The organism is Rhodoferax sp., assembly GCF_030653815.1.
In the GTDB taxonomy this organism is placed as follows: domain Bacteria; phylum Pseudomonadota; class Gammaproteobacteria; order Burkholderiales; family Burkholderiaceae_C; genus Rhodoferax.
In genome coordinates this window covers 93,545-112,990 of record NZ_JAURYQ010000014.1, presented here as the reverse complement: position 1 = coordinate 112,990, position 19,446 = coordinate 93,545, and the positions used below count along the sequence as shown (strand labels likewise).

23 protein-coding genes and 1 other RNA gene are annotated in these 19,446 nt (G+C 61.2%); 14 read left to right on the top strand and 10 right to left on the bottom strand.

What is annotated here, in order from left to right:
• Positions 1–38 precede the first annotated feature (38 nt).
• The 8 genes from Q7U49_RS04650 (at position 39) to Q7U49_RS04615 (ending at position 8,089) form a co-directional block, all read left to right on the top strand.
• On the top strand, positions 39–2,102 hold the full coding sequence (locus Q7U49_RS04650) for a ribonuclease catalytic domain-containing protein (RefSeq protein ID WP_304762614.1): 2,064 nt from the start codon (positions 39–41) through the stop codon (positions 2,100–2,102).
• Entirely contained in the window at positions 2,099–2,956 is an 858-nt protein-coding gene (locus Q7U49_RS04645) for an energy transducer TonB (protein ID WP_304762611.1), read from the top strand. Before Q7U49_RS04650 ends, Q7U49_RS04645 begins: the two co-directional genes overlap by 4 nt.
• Before the next feature lie 21 nt (positions 2,957–2,977).
• Complete coding sequence (gene aroE / locus Q7U49_RS04640; RefSeq protein WP_304762609.1) at positions 2,978–3,814, top strand: shikimate dehydrogenase; 837 nt, start codon at positions 2,978–2,980, stop codon at positions 3,812–3,814.
• Positions 3,815–3,818: 4 nt separating this feature from the next.
• Positions 3,819–4,592: a transglycosylase domain-containing protein gene (locus tag Q7U49_RS04635; protein WP_304762606.1), complete on the top strand. Its 774-nt coding sequence runs from the start codon at positions 3,819–3,821 to the stop codon at positions 4,590–4,592.
• Positions 4,589–5,257, top strand: coding sequence for a 1-acyl-sn-glycerol-3-phosphate acyltransferase (locus tag Q7U49_RS04630; protein WP_304762604.1), 669 nt, complete (start codon positions 4,589–4,591; stop codon positions 5,255–5,257). Before Q7U49_RS04635 ends, Q7U49_RS04630 begins: the two co-directional genes overlap by 4 nt.
• A 9-nt stretch (positions 5,258–5,266) precedes the next feature.
• Positions 5,267–6,256 (top strand): phosphatidate cytidylyltransferase, encoded by a 990-nt coding sequence (locus Q7U49_RS04625; protein ID WP_304762711.1) that lies wholly within the window; start codon positions 5,267–5,269, stop codon positions 6,254–6,256.
• Positions 6,253–6,801 (top strand): crossover junction endodeoxyribonuclease RuvC, encoded by a 549-nt coding sequence (gene ruvC, locus Q7U49_RS04620; RefSeq protein WP_304762602.1) that lies wholly within the window; start codon positions 6,253–6,255, stop codon positions 6,799–6,801. Before Q7U49_RS04625 ends, ruvC begins: the two co-directional genes overlap by 4 nt.
• 142 nt (positions 6,802–6,943) lie before the next feature.
• Complete coding sequence (locus Q7U49_RS04615; RefSeq protein ID WP_304762600.1) at positions 6,944–8,089, top strand: hypothetical protein; 1,146 nt, start codon at positions 6,944–6,946, stop codon at positions 8,087–8,089.
• Positions 8,090–8,316: 227 nt separating this feature from the next.
• On the opposite strand, the gene Q7U49_RS04610 is transcribed toward Q7U49_RS04615, so the two are convergent.
• The 5 genes from Q7U49_RS04610 to Q7U49_RS04590 form a co-directional block, all read right to left on the bottom strand.
• Positions 8,317–8,622: a HigA family addiction module antitoxin gene (locus Q7U49_RS04610; RefSeq protein ID WP_304762598.1), complete on the bottom strand. Its 306-nt coding sequence runs from the start codon at positions 8,620–8,622 to the stop codon at positions 8,317–8,319.
• A 23-nt stretch (positions 8,623–8,645) separates the two neighbouring features.
• Positions 8,646–8,924: a type II toxin-antitoxin system RelE/ParE family toxin gene (locus Q7U49_RS04605; RefSeq protein WP_304762596.1), complete on the bottom strand. Its 279-nt coding sequence runs from the start codon at positions 8,922–8,924 to the stop codon at positions 8,646–8,648.
• Positions 8,921–9,133, bottom strand: coding sequence for a hypothetical protein (locus Q7U49_RS17405; protein WP_370653960.1), 213 nt, complete (start codon positions 9,131–9,133; stop codon positions 8,921–8,923). The genes Q7U49_RS04605 and Q7U49_RS17405 overlap by 4 nt, the downstream gene beginning before the upstream one ends.
• 47 nt (positions 9,134–9,180) lie before the next feature.
• Positions 9,181–10,872, bottom strand: a complete 1,692-nt coding sequence (locus Q7U49_RS04595) for a PglL family O-oligosaccharyltransferase (RefSeq protein WP_304762594.1) — start codon at positions 10,870–10,872, stop codon at positions 9,181–9,183.
• 103 nt (positions 10,873–10,975) lie between these two features.
• Positions 10,976–11,422, bottom strand: coding sequence for a prepilin-type N-terminal cleavage/methylation domain-containing protein (locus Q7U49_RS04590; RefSeq protein WP_304762592.1), 447 nt, complete (start codon positions 11,420–11,422; stop codon positions 10,976–10,978).
• A 281-nt stretch (positions 11,423–11,703) separates the two neighbouring features.
• Here Q7U49_RS04590 and Q7U49_RS04585 point away from each other — a divergent pair, with 281 nt between their 5' ends.
• The gene (locus Q7U49_RS04585; protein WP_304762590.1) at positions 11,704–11,859 is read left to right on the top strand and encodes a hypothetical protein; all 156 of its coding nucleotides are present in this window, start codon (positions 11,704–11,706) and stop codon (positions 11,857–11,859) included.
• A 34-nt stretch (positions 11,860–11,893) separates the two neighbouring features.
• On the opposite strand, the gene Q7U49_RS04580 is transcribed toward Q7U49_RS04585, so the two are convergent.
• Both Q7U49_RS04580 and Q7U49_RS04575 read right to left on the bottom strand, forming a co-directional pair.
• Positions 11,894–12,187, bottom strand: coding sequence for a type II toxin-antitoxin system RelE/ParE family toxin (locus Q7U49_RS04580; protein WP_304762588.1), 294 nt, complete (start codon positions 12,185–12,187; stop codon positions 11,894–11,896).
• Entirely contained in the window at positions 12,184–12,459 is a 276-nt protein-coding gene (locus Q7U49_RS04575) for a type II toxin-antitoxin system ParD family antitoxin (RefSeq protein ID WP_304762586.1), read from the bottom strand. The genes Q7U49_RS04580 and Q7U49_RS04575 overlap by 4 nt, the downstream gene beginning before the upstream one ends.
• 81 nt (positions 12,460–12,540) lie before the next feature.
• On the opposite strand from Q7U49_RS04575, the gene Q7U49_RS04570 reads away from it, so the two are divergent.
• From Q7U49_RS04570 to Q7U49_RS04560, 3 genes are read left to right on the top strand one after another with little or no spacing between them, the layout of a single operon-like run.
• A complete protein-coding gene (locus Q7U49_RS04570; RefSeq protein ID WP_304762585.1) occupies positions 12,541–14,250 on the top strand; it encodes an MBL fold metallo-hydrolase in 1,710 nt (569 codons plus the stop codon).
• Positions 14,251–14,263: 13 nt separating this feature from the next.
• Positions 14,264–15,079, top strand: coding sequence for a zinc-dependent peptidase (locus Q7U49_RS04565; RefSeq protein WP_304762583.1), 816 nt, complete (start codon positions 14,264–14,266; stop codon positions 15,077–15,079).
• Between the two features lie 30 nt (positions 15,080–15,109).
• Complete coding sequence (locus Q7U49_RS04560) at positions 15,110–15,925, top strand: RNA pseudouridine synthase (RefSeq protein ID WP_304762581.1); 816 nt, start codon at positions 15,110–15,112, stop codon at positions 15,923–15,925.
• Here the strand turns inward: Q7U49_RS04560 and ddpX are convergent.
• Together ddpX and nhaR are read right to left on the bottom strand one after the other, a co-directional pair.
• A complete protein-coding gene (gene ddpX / locus Q7U49_RS04555) occupies positions 15,922–16,470 on the bottom strand; it encodes a D-alanyl-D-alanine dipeptidase (protein WP_304762580.1) in 549 nt (182 codons plus the stop codon). The genes Q7U49_RS04560 and ddpX overlap by 4 nt on opposite strands.
• 34 nt (positions 16,471–16,504) lie before the next feature.
• Positions 16,505–17,401, bottom strand: a complete 897-nt coding sequence (gene nhaR / locus Q7U49_RS04550) for a transcriptional activator NhaR (RefSeq protein WP_304762578.1) — start codon at positions 17,399–17,401, stop codon at positions 16,505–16,507.
• 138 nt (positions 17,402–17,539) lie between these two features.
• On the opposite strand from nhaR, the gene Q7U49_RS04545 reads away from it, so the two are divergent.
• Positions 17,540–18,067, top strand: coding sequence for an Rrf2 family transcriptional regulator (locus tag Q7U49_RS04545; protein ID WP_304762576.1), 528 nt, complete (start codon positions 17,540–17,542; stop codon positions 18,065–18,067).
• A 1-nt stretch (position 18,068) separates the two neighbouring features.
• Here the strand turns inward: Q7U49_RS04545 and rnpB are convergent.
• Positions 18,069–18,412: RNase P RNA component class A (gene rnpB, locus Q7U49_RS04540), an RNA gene on the bottom strand.
• A 114-nt stretch (positions 18,413–18,526) separates the two neighbouring features.
• Here rnpB and cysK point away from each other — a divergent pair.
• Positions 18,527–19,444, top strand: a complete 918-nt coding sequence (cysK, locus tag Q7U49_RS04535) for a cysteine synthase A (RefSeq protein WP_304762575.1) — start codon at positions 18,527–18,529, stop codon at positions 19,442–19,444.
• Positions 19,445–19,446 lie beyond the last annotated feature (2 nt).

Here is a 19,446-nt window from a genome sequence, read left to right as displayed (position 1 = left end):
GTACCGACAACAGCAGCAAGCCATGGGACAATTCGCCGATGTACTTATTATTTGAAGAAACCGGCAAATTCCTGGCCGGGCGCATCCTCTCCGAGGCCGACACCTCGGCGCAAGTCGAGCTGGACTCGGGCAAGCGCGTCAAGGTCAAGTCGGCCAACATGCTGCTCAAGTTCGACAAGCCCACACCGCATGACTTGATGGCCGGCGCGCAGGCCGTGGCCGCTGGCATCGAGCTCGACATGGCCTGGGAATTTGCCCCCGAGGGCGACTTTGCCTTTGCCGAGCTGGCGCGCGACTACTTCTCGGAACACGCCACGCTGGAGCAGCAAGCCGGCACCCTGATGGCGCTGCAGGAGGCACCGCACTACTTTCGCCGCGCCGGCAAGGGCCGCTTCAAAAAGGCCTCGGCCGACATCCTGGCGCAGGCCCTGGCGGCCATCGAAAAAAAGAAACAGTTGCTGCTGCAGATTGAGGCCTGGGTCAAGGAACTGAGTGAAGGCGTTTGCCCGCAGGCCATCCGCGACCAGCTTTACAAGATCCTGTTCAAGCCCGACAAGAATGCGCCCGAATACAAGGCCGTGGTCGAGGCCTCGCGCGCCACCCATCTGGGCCCGCTCGACCTGCTGATCAAGGCCGGCGCCATTGACTCGCCCTACCAGTTCCACTGGAAACGGTTCCTGCTGGAAAACTTTCCCAAGGGCACCGGGTTCCCGAAATTTGACGCGCCCCCGATCAAGGACGAGCTGCCGCTGTCCCCGGCGCGGGCCTTTTCGATTGACGATTCGGCCACCACCGAGATCGACGATGCGCTGTCGGTGCAGGGCCTGGGCACCGGCACCGTGGTGCTGGGCATTCACATTGCCGCGCCCGGCCTGGCGATCCAGCCCGGCAGCGCGGCCGACCTGCTGGGCCGCGCGCGCCTGTCCACGGTCTACATGCCAGGCTACAAACTCACCATGCTGCCCGACGAAGTGGTGCAGAATTACACGCTGTCAGAGGGCTGCGACTGCCCGGCGGTGTCGCTCTATGTGACGCTGGATGAAGCCACGCTGGAGATCACGGCGACCGAGACCAAGCTGGAGCGGGTGCACATTGGCGCCAACTTGCGCCACGACCAGCTCGACAACGTGGTCACGCTGGATTGGCTGCAAGACCCGGCTTTCATGCACGACACCGACCCGCCGCCGCTGCAGCACAAACGTCCGCAACTCTCTTTTCTGTACCGGCTGGCGCAAGACCTGAAGGCCAAGCGCGAAGTGGTGCGCGGCAAGCCCGAAAACTTCAACCGGCCCGACTACAACTTCCGGCTGGTCGGCAACAACGGCGCCGAGCCGCAGGGCACCGAGCAGGTACAGATCAGCGTGCGCCAGCGCGGCGCGCCACTCGATTTGATCGTGTCGGAAGCCATGATCCTGGCCAACAGCACCTGGGGCAACTGGATGGCCGAGCTCGGGGTGCCGGGCATTTACCGCAGCCAGGCCTCGATGTTGCCCGGCGTCAAGGTGCGCATGGGCACCCGGGCGTTGCCGCACGCCGGCATTGGTGTCAAGAGTTATGCCTGGAGCAGCTCGCCGCTGCGCCGCTATGTGGACCTGGTCAACCAGTGGCAGATCATTGCCTGCGCCCGCCACGGCAAAACGGCCGCGCTGGTGGCACCGTTCAAGCCCAAAGACGCCGAGCTGTTCTCGATCATCTCCAGCTTTGACGCCGCCTACTTTGCCTACAACGGCTACCAAAACGCCATCGAGCGTTTCTGGACGCTGAAATACGTGCAGCAGCAGGGCATCACCGAGATCGAGGCCACCTTGTTCAAGGACAATTTGGTGCGCGCCGACCACCTGCCGCTGGTGCTGCCGGTGATGGGCGCGCAAACCTTGCCGCGCGGCGCACGGGTGCTGGTGAAGCTGGGCGACATCGACCTGGTGTCGCTCGACATCCACGGCACCGTGCTGGAGCGCCTCGACGCCGAGCCCGAGGCCTTTGACGCCGACGAAGAACAGGACGAGGACAGCGTGGCCGGCCCGATTGCGATTGCCGTGGACCTCAACGATGCCGAAGCCAAGCCGGCAGCCACCGAGCCCGAGGCCCTTGACACGCCGTGAAGCTGCTGCCCCTTGGAACCCTTCAGCTGGCACTGGGTGCGTCCATCGCGGTGCACGCCGCCTTGTTGACCGTGCGGCTGGTGGAGCCCGGGGCTTTCAAGCGCATCATGCAGGACAGCCCGCTGGAGGTGATCCTGGTCAATACCAACCCGCAGGAGCGGCCAGACAAAGCCCAGGCCATTGCCCAGTTTGCCATGGCGGGCGGCGGTGAGGCGGAGCGTGGCCGGGCCAAAAGCCCGCTGCCACCGGCCATGACGGACCTGGACGGTCAAGACAAGGCGCAAGAGCAGGAGCGCCAGCTGCGCGAAATGCAGGAACAGCAAAACCTGCTGCTGCTCAAGGTCAACCGCCTGCTGAGCAGCCTGCCAGACACCGAGTCCCGCGAGCAAACCCTGAGCGCCGAACAGGTGCAACGCGAGCAAAAGCAGAAACAGCTGGTCAAGCTGCTGGCGGAAATTGAGCGCCGCATCAACCTGGAAAACGCTCGCCCGAAAAAGCGCTACATCAGCCCGGCCACGCGTGAGGCGGTGTACGCGGTTTATTACGACCACCTGCGCCGCAGCATCGAAGACCGCGGCACGGTGAATTTCCCGCAGGCCAACGGCCGCAAACTCTACGGCGAACTCACCATGGTGGTCACCATCAACCACACCGGCGAAGTGCTGTCGACCGAGGTGGTGCAAAGCTCAGGCAACCTGGCGCTGGACGAGCGCGCCCGCGCCATCGCCAACAGCGCCGGCCCATTTGGTAAATTCAGCGCGTCCATGCGTGTGCAATCCGATGAAATCGCCGTGGTGTCGCGCTTTAATTTCACCCGCGACGACACCCTGGAAACCCGAGTCAGCGCCAAATAAACCCATCCTCCGAAACACCCAATGACCACCGACCACTACTGCGTGATGGGCCATCCGGTCGCTCACAGCCGATCGCCCTGGATTCATGGCCGTTTTGCCGAACTCACCGGCCAGCAACTGCACTACGACAAACGCGAGATCCCGCTCGACCACTTTGACCGCAGCGTGCGGGCCTTCATCGCGGACGGTGGACTGGGCTGCAACGTCACCGTGCCGTTCAAGTTCGAGGCCGCCAAGATGGCCACCCAGACCAGCGAACGCGGTTTGCTGGCCCAAGCCTGCAATGTGTTGACATTCAAGAGCGGCCAGATCCTGGGCGACAACACCGACGGCATCGGCCTGGTCGATGACATTGAACGCAACGCCGGCTTGTCCCTGAAGGGCCTGCGCCTGCTGCTGATTGGCGCTGGTGGTGCCGCAGCCGGCGTGCTGGGCCCGCTGCTGCAGGCCGGCCCGGCGCACATCAGCGTGGCCAACCGCACGCTGCACAAGGCCACCGAACTGGTGGCGCGCCACATGGCATTGGCCGCGCAACACAACACCGAACTTGAAGCGCACACCCTGCACGGTTTCGAGGCGCCTTTTGACGTCATCATCAATGGCACAGCCACCAGCCTGAGCGGCGCGTCGGTGCCGGTGGCAGCCCGCTCCCTGAAGCCGGGCGCCCTGGCCTACGACATGATGTACGGCCCCGGTGCCCAAGGCTTCATGGACTGGGCGACAGCCCACGGCGCCGTGCCGCGCGACGGCCTGGGCATGCTGGTGGAGCAAGCCGCCGAAGCCTTTTTGATCTGGCGCGGCGTGCGGCCACCGTCTGGTCAGGTGCTGGCGGAATTGCGCAAGGTCATTTCGGGGTAACGCCATGAAACCGTTTTGGCGCTGGCTCAGCTTGGTGGCTCTCGCCCTGGTGCTGTTGCAACTGTATTTTGTGCTGCGCATCGTCGCCATGCTGGTCATCGACCCGCAGTCCACCGCCTTTCAGCGCTCCGAAGCCTGGCGCGTGGCCACCCAGAAAGACGCCCTGCGCTGGCGCCAGCAATGGCTGCCTTATGACAAGATTTCCAACAACCTCAAGCGCGCGGTGATCGCCAGCGAAGACGACGGTTTTGCCAACCACGACGGCGTCGACTGGACAGCGCTGGAAAAAGCCTGGGAAAAAAACGCCAAAGCCGAAGAGCAGGCCGCCCGGGCGCAGGCCCGGCTGGACGCCCGCAACCCGCCCAAGGTGGCCGCCAAAACGCCACCCGCCAAGGTGGTCAAGCCGCCCAAGGTGGTGGGCGGCTCCACCATCACCCAGCAACTGGCGAAAAACCTGTTTTTGTCGGGTGAGCGCACCCTGCTCAGGAAAGGCCAGGAGTTTGTGCTCACGCTGCTGCTGGAAGCCGTGCTCAGCAAGGAGCGCATTCTGGAAATCTACCTCAACAACGTGGAATGGGGCGAAGGCGTGTTTGGCGCCGAGGCCGCCGCGCGCCACTACTTCCGCAAGTCTGCCGCCCAGCTCAGCACCTATGAAGCCGCGCGGCTGGCGGTGATGCTGCCGCGCCCCAAGTATTTTGAAAAGCTGCCCAACTCCAGCTACGTGGCCGGGCGCGCAGCCCGCATTGCGCGGCGCCTGGAGGGGGCTGAGCTGCCATGAGCCAAGCCCAGCCCGACCCCTGGCGCCAGCGCACGGCGGCCTGGTTGTCGCCGCTGGCCGCCACGGCGGTCAGCCTGTTTTTGCTCGGGCTGATTCGGGTGCTCACGGGCGCCCAGGCGCGCTGGTGGGGTTGCCCGCCCAAAGCCGAGCAGCGCATTTACTTTGCCAACCACCAAAGCCACGCCGACCTGGTGATGATCTGGGCAGCGCTGCCCAAGGAATTGCGTCGCGGCACCCGGGCGGTGGCCGCGCGGGAGTACTGGACCAAGTCGCCCTTCAAGCGCTGGATCACCACGGCGGTGTTCAACGTGATTTATGTCTCGCGCGAGCGCAACGCGCTGGAGGACCCGCTGGAGCCGCTGGTCGAAGCCCTGGCGGCGGGCGACTCGCTCATTTTGTTTCCCGAAGGCACGCGCGGCCACTTTGACGACCCGCAGGCCTTCAAGGCCGGGCTGTACAACCTGGCCATCAAGTTCCCCAATGTGGAGCTGATCCCGGCCTGGATCGCCAATGTGCAGCGCGTCATGCCCAAGGGCGAAGTGGTGCCGGTGCCGGTGCTGTGCTCGGTGACCTTTGGCGCGCCCATGCAGGTGCAAGCCGGTGAAGACTGTCACACTTTTTTGCCACGCGCCCGCAGCGCCGTCATCGCCTTGCGCGACATCTGAACCATGTCCCTGTACCAAACCCTGAAAAACCTCAGCGCGGCGCAGCAGGTGGGCGCCATGTTCGTGCTGGTGTTCGGCCTGCTGGTGATTGCGTCCTTGACCCTGTTTTTGCTGTCGATGCGCGAGCAGGAAGACGTGCAGGCGCAGCAAAACCACCAGGACCGCATCAGCGATTTGAGCCGGTTGCTGCGCACCAGCTGGGCGCTGATCTTTGTTTTCTGGGTGGCCTGGCTGGCGGGCGACATCACCCGGCTGGTGCTGTTTGCGCTCGGTTCCTTCTTTGCCCTGCGCGAGTTTCTGACACTGTCGCCGACGCGCCAGGGCGACCACCGCAGCCTGGTGCTGGCTTTTTTTGGCGTGCTGCCGTTCCAGTACTACCTGGTGGCCACCGAGCACTTTGACCTGTTCACGGTGTTCATCCCGGTCTATGTGTTTCTGGCGCTGCCCGTGGCCAGCGCGCTGGCCAACGACCCGGTGCGCTTTCTGGAACGCAACGCCAAGCTGCAATGGGGCATCATGGTCTGCATTTACGGCATGAGCCATGTGCCGGCGCTGATGCTGCTGGACTTTCCAGACTACGACAAGAAAAACGCTTTTCTGGTGCTGTTTCTGGTGCTGGTGGTGCAAAGCTGCATGGTCACGCAGCATCTGGTGGCCCGCTACCGGCCCAAAACTTCGGCGGCGCCCAACATCAGTCAGAGTTTTACCTGGCACAGCTGGGGCTGGGGCATGGCCGTGGGCAGCCTGCTGGGTGCCCTGCTGGCGGGCATCACGCCCTTTGTGCCGGGCCAGGCCTTTGCCCTGTCATTCATTGCCTGCGCGGCGGGGTCGCTCGGGCACCTGGTCATGAAAGCCCTCAAACGCGACCGCGGCATCCCCATCTGGCAAGGCCAGGTCAAAAGTGTGACCGGGGCCGGCGGCATGCTGGACCGCATCGACTCGCTGTGTTTTGCCGCGCCGGTGTTCTTTCACTCGGTGCGCTGGTACTTCGGCCTATGAGAATCCTCGGCATCGACCCCGGCCTGCGCACCACCGGTTTTGGCCTGGTCGACGTGGACGGCGCCGAACTGCGCTATGTGGCCAGCGGCACCATCAGCACCACCCACCTCGACAAGGACCTGCTGCCCGAGCGCCTGAAGGTGATTTTTGACGGCATTCGCGAAGTGGTGGCGCGCTACGAGCCCGACGCCGCCACCGTCGAAATCGTGTTTGTCAACGTCAACCCGCAGTCCACCCTGCTGCTGGGCCAGGCCCGGGGTGCGGCCATCACCGCGCTGGTGTTTTCCGATTTGCCGGTGTCGCAGTACACCGCGCTGCAAATGAAACAGGCCGTGGTGGGCTGGGGCCGCGCCAGCAAGGACCAGATTCAGGAAATGGTCAAGCGCCTGCTGAATCTGCCCGGCCTACCCGGCCCCGACGCCGCCGACGCGCTGGGCCTGGCCATCACCCACGCCCACGCCAACAAGGCCATGGCCCGGCTGGCGCTGGCTGATGGGGTGATTGGTGCGGGCAAGGGGAAATACAAGGCGGGCAGGAGCCGGTGAGTTGGTGTTGAGCCCTAAATGGCTGTCGGCTTCTTCAATCGTGCGTAAGGAGAGACGCTCGAAAGAAGGTACTTATACTTGGTTATTTTTTGAGTTATAAGTTTTAATAGCCCAAATAAGTTCGCCTAACTGGAGCAATGACATGTCACACCAACCCTTCAAGTTTCATCGCCCCGAGTTAGCGCGTGGGTACTGCGAGGCCCTACAAGGCACGGGCATCATGGATGCGCGCTCGGGCTTATTCCTGGCCGCGCCTCGCCGAACTGGCAAAAGCACTTTCTTGCGTGAAGACCTCCTGCCCGCTCTGGACAAATTGGGCTGGACGACTGTTTACGTCGATCTGTGGACCGAGAAGGAGACATCTCCGGCAATTCTTATTGCTCGGGAGGTGCGCAAATCCTTGTTCAAGTTTTCCGGTGCCATCACAAAACTGGCCAAGGCCGCAGGACTTGAACGAGTCACAGTTTTCGGGGCTCTGAGCCTGAGCATGGCCTCGCTGTCTTTGCCGGAAAACGTGTCCCTGGCGGATGCGTTGGAAGCCTTGGTCGAGGCATCGGGAAAGCCGGTCGTGCTCATCGTCGATGAGGCCCAGCATGCGCTCAATTCAAAAGAAGGCATGGACGCCATGTTTGGCTTGAAGGCAGCTCGGGACAGGTTAAACCAGGGTGCCGGGGGACAACGGCTATTCCTGGTATTTACCGGCTCTAATCAGGACAAGCTGACCCAATTGGTCCTGAAACGCAATCAACCATTTTTTGGTTGTCGCATTACAAAGTTCCCCAAACTTGGGAAGGAATTTTCTGATGCCTATACCGATGACATTAACCTGAAACTTGCCGCCACCAATCAATTCAATGCAGACGATGTTTTTGAAGCCTTTAAATTGGTCGGACACCGACCGGAATTGCTGCGAGGCATCATTGCTGACTTGGCGCTTGACGGCGCAGCCGAGAATCTTGCGGCTGAACTGAAGGCAGAGGCGTCCTCCTTTCGGGAGCACGTCTGGGGTGCCATGGAAAGTGAGTTTGCCGCGCTATCGCCGGCACAGCGGGCTGTCCTGGAGCGCATGCTGCAGACCGGGGCCAAGTACGCCCCGTTCACCGAGGATTCCTTGAAGGCCTATTCCGCCCTGGCCGGCCAGGAAATAGATGCAGCGGCCGCGCAAGGCGCACTGAAAGGCTTGCGCGACAAGAACCTTGTTTGGCAAGCAGCCTACGGTGACTATGCCTTGGAGGACGAGAGCATGGTCACTTGGTACCAGCACCGCACCAAAGACAAAAGTCTTTAATGACAATGTGGCGCCAGATGTGCCTGCTCAATTGAAAGACGAGCAGGCGTAAGCATTGAATAGATTCACATGGATATTTTGGAGTCTGGATCCGAGATTTCCATGTCGTCATTAAGGCAAGAGGAAATGCACAGTGTGTGGGCCCGGCTGGCGCTGGCCGACGGCGTGATTGGTGCGGGCAAGGGGAAATACAAGGCGGGGCGGAGTCGGTGAAAAGCAACTCTAGCTCAGGCCGCAAGCGCCAAAGGTTCAATTTCAGCTTCGATTTGTTTTGCCTTGTCGCGTTCAGCAAGTTTGAGGTCATACATTTGCTGCAAATTCAACCATGACTGCGCGTCACCGCCAAAATAACGCGCCAGACGCAAAGCGGTGTCAGGCGTGACGCCGCGCCGCTCCAGCACGATGTCATTGATGCGCCCGGCAGGCACATGCAGTGCCTTTGACAGCGCATTGGCTGTCATGCCCAATGGCTTCAAATAGTCTTCACGCAGGAACTCGCCCGGGTGAATTGCACGCATACCGTTTTTAATCATGTTGCCCTCCGTGGCAGAAAAAATCAGTGGTAATCAACAATCTCAACATCACAAGGCCCCTCTGCAGTCCAAACGAAGCAAACGCGCCACTGCTGATTGATGCGAATGCTGTACTGCCCCTCACGATCACGCGTCAGTCGTTCAAGATGGTTACCAGGTGGCGACTTGAGAAACTCCAAAGTCATGGCAGCCGCCAATTGAGTCAACTTGCGCTCGGCGACATCCCGGACGTTGCCAAAACGCTTGGACTTGCCTGTTTCAAAAAGCAATTGCGTGTCCTGGCATTTAAATGACTGAATCATGAGCGGGCATCATATACCGCTTGCCGGTAAGCGGCAAGCACATCGACAGCAAATGTCGGGACAAAGGCAAGATTCAGGAAATGGTCAAGCGCCTGCTGAATCTGCCCAGCCGGCCCGGACGCCGCCGACGCCCTGGGCCTGGCCATCACCCACGCCCACAAGGCCATGGCCCGGCTGGCGCTGGCCGACGGGGTGATTGGGGCGGGCAAGGGGAAATACAAGGCGGGGCGGACCCGGTGACCGTGCGTGCCAGCTGCTAGTCTGTCGTTTTGACTGGCCAAGGAACGGCTGCAATTTGGGGATACTTCAATGCTTGCCTTGCCCAAATTTCCTTGACAGCCTTGCAATCGGCTTTTGGAATGGTCTTGCACATCCGTTTAAGCCATAGTTGAGCCTCTTCCGGGCGCTGGTTAAAAGCCAGAACCGTTGCAAATTTATGGAGAGTGATGCCACTGGGAAATAGTCCGGTGATGTTTCTCATCCGCGCCAATTCGTCATCACTCAGATTGCTTTTGGGATCTACCCGCGCGAACTTGATGAAGTCATGCCATTGTGTCAACAGCAGCACATCAGGTGGCCCGACAGGTATCGTGATTTTGATGCGCGACCATTCCAGGAACAGTGTTTGATAGCTTGACTCAACGCGCCCGTAATCTCGAATGATGAGCGCGAGAAGCGCAGTCGTTGCCAGCCACAAGCCCATTGCCAACTTGCGCCCCATCGCAATGACTGGCCGCGCCCCTAGCCGAGTGTTGAGTGCCCCGATCACCATCCCGACAGGTAGTAAAAAATAAGCGTAAAACAAAGGCAGTTCCAGCATCGCGTGATTGGCAATCACAAGCAAGAACAATATGAGCACAGCGTCGTCCGCCTTCTTGACAGCTCGCACCCGCTTCCAAAACCACCAGAGCAAGGCCGCCGACACAGTGAATCCCACCGGAATGCCGCACCACAACACCAGATCAAGGAACAGATTGTGCGAATAGGAAAAAATGTTGTGCAATGACGGGTGCGCTGTTGCCAGGTCCAAGTGCGCCAGCGCCGTCTGGTTCCAGCCGTAGCCGAACCAAGGGCGCTGCCAAGCGGCGTCCAAGAAAACAGCCCAGGCCAGAGGACGCAACTCGCTGCTCATGCGAACCAAGTCAGTGGGTGCTGCTCCATCCAAAGCATGCCACCAACCCTGAACCACAACGCACAACACAAAATAACCGCCCAAACTAGTGGCGATCCAAGGCAGGCGCGCGCTGCGCCACAAGGACCGCCACCACCAGCTGGCAACAACCAGTAAGGCCACGCCGATCCAGGCCGTTCGGGAGCCGGTCAAGGCGACTCCAAACAGCAAATAGACCATCAGCAATACTGCCACTTTGCCACTGATGTGGTTTCGAATATGCCCCCACACACCAGCCAACAAACCCCACAGCAACAAGGTGCCTAACTGGTTGGGTTGACCCAAGTTGGCAAACGGTCGGTCCGGACCGCCGCCCATCGTCCAAATCTCCAGACCTTCGAGCACAAACCATTGCCGCAACTGCAAACCCACAGAAAGAACGGCTGCGATACCGATCGCCAGAAACAGGCCATCAACAACTTGCCCAGGAGAGAACTTTTCCCAATGTGCCCCTGTCAGCAAGGCCAACAAGAACCCTAACAAGTAAGCTGACGAAATCCAGGCATTGCCAGCCAAGGGGACCAGGTCAAACGCATATTGCAGCCAGGGGATGCAGACCAGAAGTGCAGCTAGTACGGTAATTCGGTGCCATGCCAGCGGTTCGCGCACGCGAATGAAAACCGCCGCAGAAGCCAATAAGAACGCCAACGCGACCCACGCATCCGAATGAAACGCTGTCCATGGCCGCTGATGGTTGGGTAACACCCAGCCAAAGGCCAAAACAAATGACCATAGAACTAGCCAGAAAGGTGACATCACCAGTTTTGAAATATTCACATTGTTACGAATCGAGCAAAAATTAGTAAAAAAAAGGCACCCTGAAGGGTGCCTTTGATACCGAAAAACTGAGTCGGCGTTAGTAAAAAGATGAAATTTCTACTTAGATTTTAGGCAGGTATTTTGTTGCAATTGGACTAACTGTAGTAGGCGCAATAGCCCAAGTCATGCCAGCATCATTGCATGTACCTGTGTACAGGATGCCATTAGTAGTACTGGTAACGGATGTTCCGATAGTTGCAATCCTGATTGTAATCGTCGCAGCAGTTGCACTTGAAGCTGTAGCATCCACAGAGGTGACGTACGTGCTAGTAATGGAGGCAGGCAGCCCCAAAGACGTATGCGTAATGCCGTTCGCCAAGGTTTGCTCACTGCAAGCAAGCGCCAACGCTGTACGCGCTGGTGCGGAAATGCCCACGGCTTCAGACACTTTCGCCTTCACCGTGTAGTCCTGATAAGCCGGCAAAGCCACGGCAGCCAAAATACCGATGATCGCAACCACGATCATCAATTCGATCAGGGTAAAACCCTTTTGCATAGAACGTTTCATACTTACTCCTTCAGGTTAAAAAATCTATCACGGGAACACTCGGCCAAGGCACGCAGACTTCGTGCCAGGTCTACAGACTTCCAATCAAGCTGATTTTTAGCGTTTATCGGCGAGAAGGATCCGAAAACGTGACACATCCCGTCACCCCGTATTGCATGGATTGACATTTTTGTCACAAAATTCTGAACTTCGTTGGCCACAAAACAGATTGGCCGCACAAGCCGATCAGCGTGGCTGTCGTTCGTCCTGTAAAGTGCATCCTCCACCCATACACATCCGCCATGCCCCGCCCCACCCAACTGCTGCACCCTGCCCGCCCTCCCGCGCCCACGCGCGATGCCGCCACCGTGCTGCTGCTGCGCCACACGCAGCAAGGGCTCGAAGTGCTGATGACGCGGCGCTCCAGCACCGCGAGTTTTGTGCCGGGCGGCTATTAACTGCACAAAAATTCGGCTTGAATCGATCTGATGCTCAAAATAATTGCTGCCCAATGTCGCGTGCGTGGTGCAGTACGCGAAGCACAGTCAGGCTCGAATGACCTACTTGATAGAACAAAACATAGGGTGTCGAAGTTGGCCAGCTACGCACAGCTTTACCCAGCTCCGGCCGAGATCGTCCCATCTTGGGTTGAAGCGATAAAGTTTCGGCCTCGTGCTCAATGGTCTCAATGGTCCGATCCGCCGCAGGCATGTTTTCTTCTGCAATAAACAGCCAAGCCTCAAGCAAATCAGTTTGAGCACTTTGCGCATACAGCACTTGCGTCATTGCTTGGCGGTTCTGGCCTGCAAGGCAGCGCGCCCTTGTGCCTGGATGGCGGCAACGTCAAGTGAAGACACACGCCCGGCTTGCACATCAGCCAAGCCCATTGCGATATCAGATTTCAAAGAGCTCAAGTTAGCGACCTGCACCGATTGATAGGCTTCAAAAAGGCGCAAAGCCTCGCGAATCACCTCGCTGGCAGAACCATACAGGCCAGAAGCCACATGGTCACGGACGCGATTTTCAAGCTCAATAGGGAGGGAAACATTGAGGGACATAAAAGCCTCCTTGGAATGGCAGAGTTTGCCATTCTATGTGTAAGGTACTTTTCGTCAATTCCAGCCTGATATCCTCTGCCCATGCCCCGCCCCTCCCAACTCCTGCACCCTGCCCGCCCTCCCGCGCCCACGCGCGATGCCGCCACCGTGCTGCTGCTGCGCGACACGCCCAACGGGCTGGAGGTGCTGATGACGCGACGCTCCAGCAACGCGAGTTTTGTGCCGGGCGCCTATGTGTTTCCGGGCGGCGGCATTGATGCGGCAGACGCCTGCTGCCATGCCCTGACGCAACGCCGCGCCACGCAAAGCGCGCAGGCGCTGACCGAGGCGATTGCCGCCATTCGTGAAAATTTTGAGGAGCTGGGCATTCTGCTGGCGCGCCATGCCGACGGCAGCTGGGCGACGCAGGCCGAGATTGACGCGATGGACCGGCAGGGCGACCTGGGCGCGCAGTGCGCAGCGCGCGGGCTGACACTGGCCGCCAGCGACATGTTTGTGCTGGCCCGCTGGATCACTGACCGCGACCTGCCCAAGCGCTTTGATGTGCCGTTTCTGGTGGCGCGCGTGCCGCCCGGGCAAACGCCCGTGGCCGACGAGACCGAGCAGTTCGAACCGGTGTGGGTGCGCCCGGGTGATGCGCTGGCGCGGCATCAGGCGGGCAACTTTTTCATGATTTACCCGACCATCATCACACTGGAGCGTCTGCAAGACCTGGCCACGGTCGATGCCGTGCTGCAGGCCTGCGCGGTGTCTGAGGAGCCGCTGTGGTCCAGTTGCCCGCGCACCGGGCTGCTGGCCGGGCGCGAGCAACGGCACATGGAACCTGAGTCGGCCTATGGTGAGCTGGCGCTGGTGTGCCCGGACGGGCAAATCGTGCACCCGCTGGACTGGCAGAGTGAACAGCCCGTGGCCCTGCTCAAGAACGTGCTGCGCCTGACCGCGCCCAACCCCGGCGCCATGACCGGCCCGGGCACCAACAGCTATCTGGTGGGCGACCCCAGCACCGGCTACATTGCCATCGACCCCGGCCCGGCCGACGACGAGCACCTGGCCAAGCTGTGGCGCGCCGCGGGCGGCGACATCCGCCTGATTGTCTGCACCCATTCGCACCCGGACCATGCCCCCGGCGCCCGGCCGCTGCAGGCCATGTGCGACACGGTGCCGCCGATTTTGGGGCTGGCAAGCGCGGAGACAGCGCGGGCGAACAGTGCTTTCACGCCCGACCGGGCTCTTTTGAACCATGAACGGCTGACGCTTTCAAGGCATGGTGGCGGCTCCAGTGGGGTCGACTTCAGTCGACCATGGCAGACTGAAGTCTGCCCCACAGCGGAAGACACCCGCCACACGCTGCAGGTCATCCACACCCCTGGCCACGCGGCCAACCACCTGTGCCTGATGCTGCTGGAAGACGGCTTGCTGTTCAGCGGCGACCACATTCTGAACGGCAGCACCACGGTGGTCGACCCGCCCGATGGCGACATGAGCGACTACCTGAACTCGCTGGACTTGCTGCACGCGGCCTGCACCGAACACCAGCTCAAGTACATCCTGCCGGCCCATGGTTATGTGATCGGCGGACCGGACGACGAGGCGCAAGTGGCCATCACCCGGCTCAAGGCGCATCGCCTGCAGCGCGAAGCCAAGGTGATGGCCGCCATGCAGGCGCAGCCTGACGGCACACTCGACGACTGGCTGGCGCTGGTGTATGCCGACGTGCCGCAGCGCATGTGGCCGGTGGCCAAGCGCTCGCTGATGGCGCATGTGGCGCGTATCACGTCGCTGATGCCCTAGGCACTGTTGCGGCATGCCAGCGGTCATCATTGCTTGCCTGGCCCTGCTGGTGGTGCTGTGGCTGGTGGGCGCGCCCTGGCTGCTTGAGCGCAAGCGCCAGCACCTGCGTGCCCAGGCCTTTCCGGCGCCCTGGCGCGCGGTGTTGCAACAGCGCGTGCCCTATGTGCGCCGGCTGCCCGCCGACCTCCAATTGCGGCTCAAGCAGCACATGCAGGTGTTTCTGGCCGAGAAGGCGTTCATTGGCTGCAACGGGCTGGAAATCAACGACGAGATTCGCGTCACGATTGCCGCCCACGCCTGCCTGCTGATTTTGAACCGCCCCAGCGGCTACTACCCCAATCTGCGCCAGATTCTGGTGTACCCCGACAGCTTTGTGGTGCAGCGCGACCAGCTGGACCACATCGGCCTGGCGCACCGCACGCGCGAGGTGCTGGCGGGTGAATCGTGGTCAGACGGGCAGGTGATTTTGTCGTGGCAAGACACGCTGGAGGGTGCGGCGGTGGTCGACGACGGGCAAAACGTGGCCATTCATGAGTTTGCGCACCAGCTCGATCAGGAAAGCGGCAGCGCCAACGGCGCGCCCATGCTCGGGCAGCACGCGCAACAAAGCTGGTCGCGCGTGCTGGGCAACGAATTCATGACGCTGCAGGCCCGCGTGATGCGGGGCGCGCCATCACTGTTCTGCGACTACGGGGCCACCGACCCGGGCGAATTTTTTGCCGTGATCTCCGAGGTGTTTTTTGAGCAGCCCGAGGCCATGGCGCAAGAACACGCCGCGCTGTACCGGGAACTCAGCCAGTTTTACCAGCTGGACCCGCTGAGCTGGTAGCCAACACATCATTGGTTACCATTGCGGCCAATGATCAAACCTCACAAACCCGCGCCGCCGCGTAAAGCCGCGCCACCACCCAAGCCGCCCGCCCAGGACGGCGAGCGCCTGTCCAAACATGTGGCGCACCTGATGCGCTGCTCGCGCCGCGAGGCCGAGCAGTACATCGAGGGCGGCTGGGTCAGCGTGAACGGCAAAGTGGTCGAAGAGCCCATGGCGCGGGTGACCGACCAGACCGTGGTGGTCGACCCGCACGCCAGCCTGATGACACTCACCGACGTCACGCTGCTGCTGCACAAGCCGCCCGGCTTCGAGGCCATGGCCCTACCCGGTGAAGCGGGCAAACGCGTCAAACCCGCGCACCAGTTGTTGCTGGCCGCGAACCACTGGGCGCAGGACGCCTCAGGGGTGCGCCTGCTGAAGCACCACTTTGCCAAGCTCAGCGCCTGTGTGCCGCTGGAAGTGGCTGCCAGCGGGCTGGTGGTGTTTACCCAGGACTGGCGCGTGCTGCGCAAGCTGACCGAAGACGCGGCCCTCATGGAACACGAACTGGTGGTGGAAGTGGCCGGCGAAGTGGCGCCCGAGCTGCTGCTGCGCCTGAACGCCGGACTGAGCAGCGACGGCCAGCCGCTACCGCTGGTGAAGGTCAGCATCAACAGCACCTCGGACACGTCGACGCGGCTGCGTGTGGCCCTGAAGGGCGCGCACCCCGGGCTGATCGCCTACCTGTGCGAACGCGTCGGCTTGCACATCCAGAGCATCAAGCGCCAGCGCGTGGGGCGCGTGGCGCTGTCGGGCTTGCCCGAGGGCCAGTGGCGGTATTTGCACGAGGGCGAGCGGTTTTAGTCCATCAAGAAGCTGCCCTCGGCGCCGTCGCTGAGCGGTGGGTAGCGGGTGGGATCCGGCAGGTTGTAGTGCCACCACTCGTAAGGGTGGTGCGTCCAGCCGGCCAGGGTCATCAGGCCCAGCAGCAGGCAGCGATGGCGCTGGGCTTCAGCCGCAATGCTGGTCGCATCATGAAAGGATTGCTCGGTCATTTCATCAAAGGCGGTGCCCATGTCCAGCGGCACGCCGCTGGCGTCACACAGGGTCAGGTCCACGGCCACGCCGCGCGTGTGCATGGACCCAAGGCGCGGGTCGGCGACAAAGCGCGGGTCGGGCAGCGCTTGCCACAGGCGCCACTGCGCGGCGGATGGCCGGTAGGCATCGAGCACCCGCAGGCGCAGGCCCTGGGCCGCTGCCAGCTCGGCGGCGCGCACCAGCGCCACCAGGGCGTCCTGATGCAGGTAGGCCACTGCGTGGTCGTAAATGGTTTTGCCGGTGAAGTTGTCGGGCGTGGCGTAGCGCAGGTCCACGTCGATGGCGGGGTGGCTGATTTCTCTGAGGGGCATGGGGGCATTATCCGGTTGCAGCGGTCTGAAAAAATCACACGCTGAACAACTGGCCGCGCGCGGCGTCGGTGATGGCCAGCACGCAGGGGTGGCTGATGCGCCGCTCGACCGATATCGCATAAAACTCTTCGACCAGTTCGGCGGTGTGGCCTATCACCTGCACGCCAAATTGGGTACAGGTTTCTTCTTCGAGCACGCGCGGGGCCATGAACACCCCCTGACCTTCGCGGCCAAAGGCTTTCATCAGCGCGGCATCGTCAAACTCACCCACCACCACGGGCGCAATCTGGTGCCTGGCAAACCAGCCTTCCAGCTGCTGGCGCACCGAGGCCGTGGCGCCCGGCACCAGCATGGGCACACCATCCAGACAGGCGGGAAACTTGCCTTGAATGCCTGGCAACAGGACCGGGGCCGCAAAAAAACTCATCACGCTGCTGCCCAGCGCATGGCTGTAGGCCTTGACGCTGACGCGCCTGGGCATGGGCTCGTGGGCAATCACCAGGTCGAGCCGGTGCAGGGCCAAGGCGGCAAGCAGGTCGTCAAAACTGCCCTCGCTGCACAACAACTTGACCGGTTCAGCAATGGAAAAAGCAGGCTCCAGCAACCGGTAGGCGATGGATTTGGACAACGAGTCCGCCACCCCCACCCTGAAATCCAGCCGCCGCGCGGCGCCACGCACCTGGCGCAGGCTGCTTTCCAGTTCACTGCCCAGGCTGAAGATCTGATCGGCATAACCCAGCGCCATGCGGCCGTGCTCGGTGAGCTCCAGCCCGCGGCCGCTCTTGCGAAACAGCTTGCGCCCCAGCCAGTCTTCCAGCAGCTTGATCTGGCTAGAGAGCGTTTGCGGCGTGGTGTGCAGCTGCTCACCAGCGCGCATGACGCCGCCAGCCCGCGCGGTCACCCAAAAATAGTAAAGGTGCTTGAAATTCATGCGAATGCCCTCAGTTATTCACCCTATTGTTCATTTTTTTCGAAGTAAATTAGTCGATTATTCGAATTTACACGAAGTGATTTGAACCTTATAGTTTGCACTGTGTCTGATTTAGCGACACTGACAGGAGGATTTACCATGCGATTAAGTACCAAAGGCCGTTTTGCCGTGACCGCCATGATCGACGTCGCCCTGCGCGAAAAGCTGGGTCCCGTGCCGCTGTCTGACATTGCCACACGGCAGCAAATTTCGCTGTCGTACCTGGAGCAAATGTTCAGCAAATTGCGCCAGCAAGGCTTGGTGACCAGCACGCGCGGGCCCGGTGGCGGCTACACCCTGGGCCATCGTGCGGATGCCATCACAGTGGCGGACATCATTGGCGCGGTAGAAGACGAGGCACCCGCCAAATCCAGCACCGAAACGATGTCGACCACCCCCGACATGGCGCAAGACCTGTGGGACACCATGAACGCCAAGGTGCTCGACTTCATGCAGTCGGTCACGCTGCGCAGCCTGGTGCTCGACCAACTGGCCAAGGGCGTCAAGATCGAGCAAAAGCCGGCACCCAATCGCGGTGTGTTCAAGAAGCCGGCGCACCAGCCGGTGCGCACCAACGCGCCCAACTCGGTGTTTGCGCTGGGCCAGTCACTGCTGGCACGCGGATAAGTTGTGAAGCCCACCGATAAGCCGGATTCTGTGCGCCGAAGTTGCCTTCAGCGTGACTGCCATTAATCTGGGCCACGCATCACTGCGTGGCTCGGTGCTACCTACCCGCACACTCCGGGGGCCCCATCAACGTGTGCCTATTTGGTATTGCTGCGCGTAGAGATTGCCCGTTTCACCCGAACTCAATCGGCTCGTCTCTGTTGCTCTGATCCTCACCTTATACCCAGGGCTTGCGCCCCGGGCTTTCAGTGGACAGCCGTTAGCTGCTACGCTGCCCTATGCAGTCCGGACGTTCCTCCAGTGCTCTGTTTCCAGAATTGCACCAGCGGCAGTCTGGCGGGCTTCACGCCTTGATTATCGCGGCATCCCAGCGCTTGCAACCCGGGCATTTAAGCTTATGCCGAAAACAATCGATCAAGTGGTTCAAAATGACTGCTCCATCAATTTGAGGAGCCCCGCATGAAAGTCGACAACGTCCTGCAAACCATAGGCAACACGCCGCACATCCGCATCAACCGCTTGTTTGGCGACACGCACCAGGTGTGGGTCAAGTCCGAGCGCGGCAACCCGGGTGGTTCCATCAAGGACCGCATTGCGCTGGCCATGGTCGAAGCGGCTGAAAAATCCGGCGCGCTCCAGCCCGGCGGTACCATCATCGAACCCACCTCGGGCAACACCGGTGTCGGTCTGGCGCTGGTGGCGGCGGTCAAGGGCTACAAACTCATTCTGGTGATGCCCGACAGCATGAGCATCGAACGCCGCCGGCTGATGCTGGCCTATGGCGCCAGCTTCGACCTGACGCCGCGTGAAAAAGGCATGAAGGGCGCGATTGCCCGTGCCGAAGAACTGGTGGCCGCCACGCCGGGAAGCTGGATGCCGCAGCAGTTCGAGAACCCGGTCAATATCGAGGTGCACGCGCGCACCACCGCTGAAGAAATCCTGGCCGACTTCTCCGATGGCCTGGATGTGATCATCACCGGCGTGGGCACCGGCGGCCACCTGACCGGCGTGGCGCAGGTGTTGAAGGCCCAATGGCCCAAGCTGAAAGTGTTTGCGGTCGAACCCGTGCTCTCGCCGGTGATCTCAGGCGGCACGCCCGGCCCGCACCCGATCCAGGGCATCGGCGCCGGCTTCATCCCGAAAAACCTGCACACCGACCTGCTCGACGGCGTGATCCAGGTTGATGCCGAACCCGCCCGCGAATACGCCCGCCGCAGCGCCACACAGGAAGGTCTGCTGGTCGGCATTTCCAGCGGCGCCACACTGGCCGCCATTGCGCAGAAATTGCCCGAGCTGCCAGTTGGCGCCAAGGTGCTGGGCTTCAACTACGACACCGGTGAGCGTTATCTGTCGGTGGAAGGTTTTTTGCCAAGCTGATT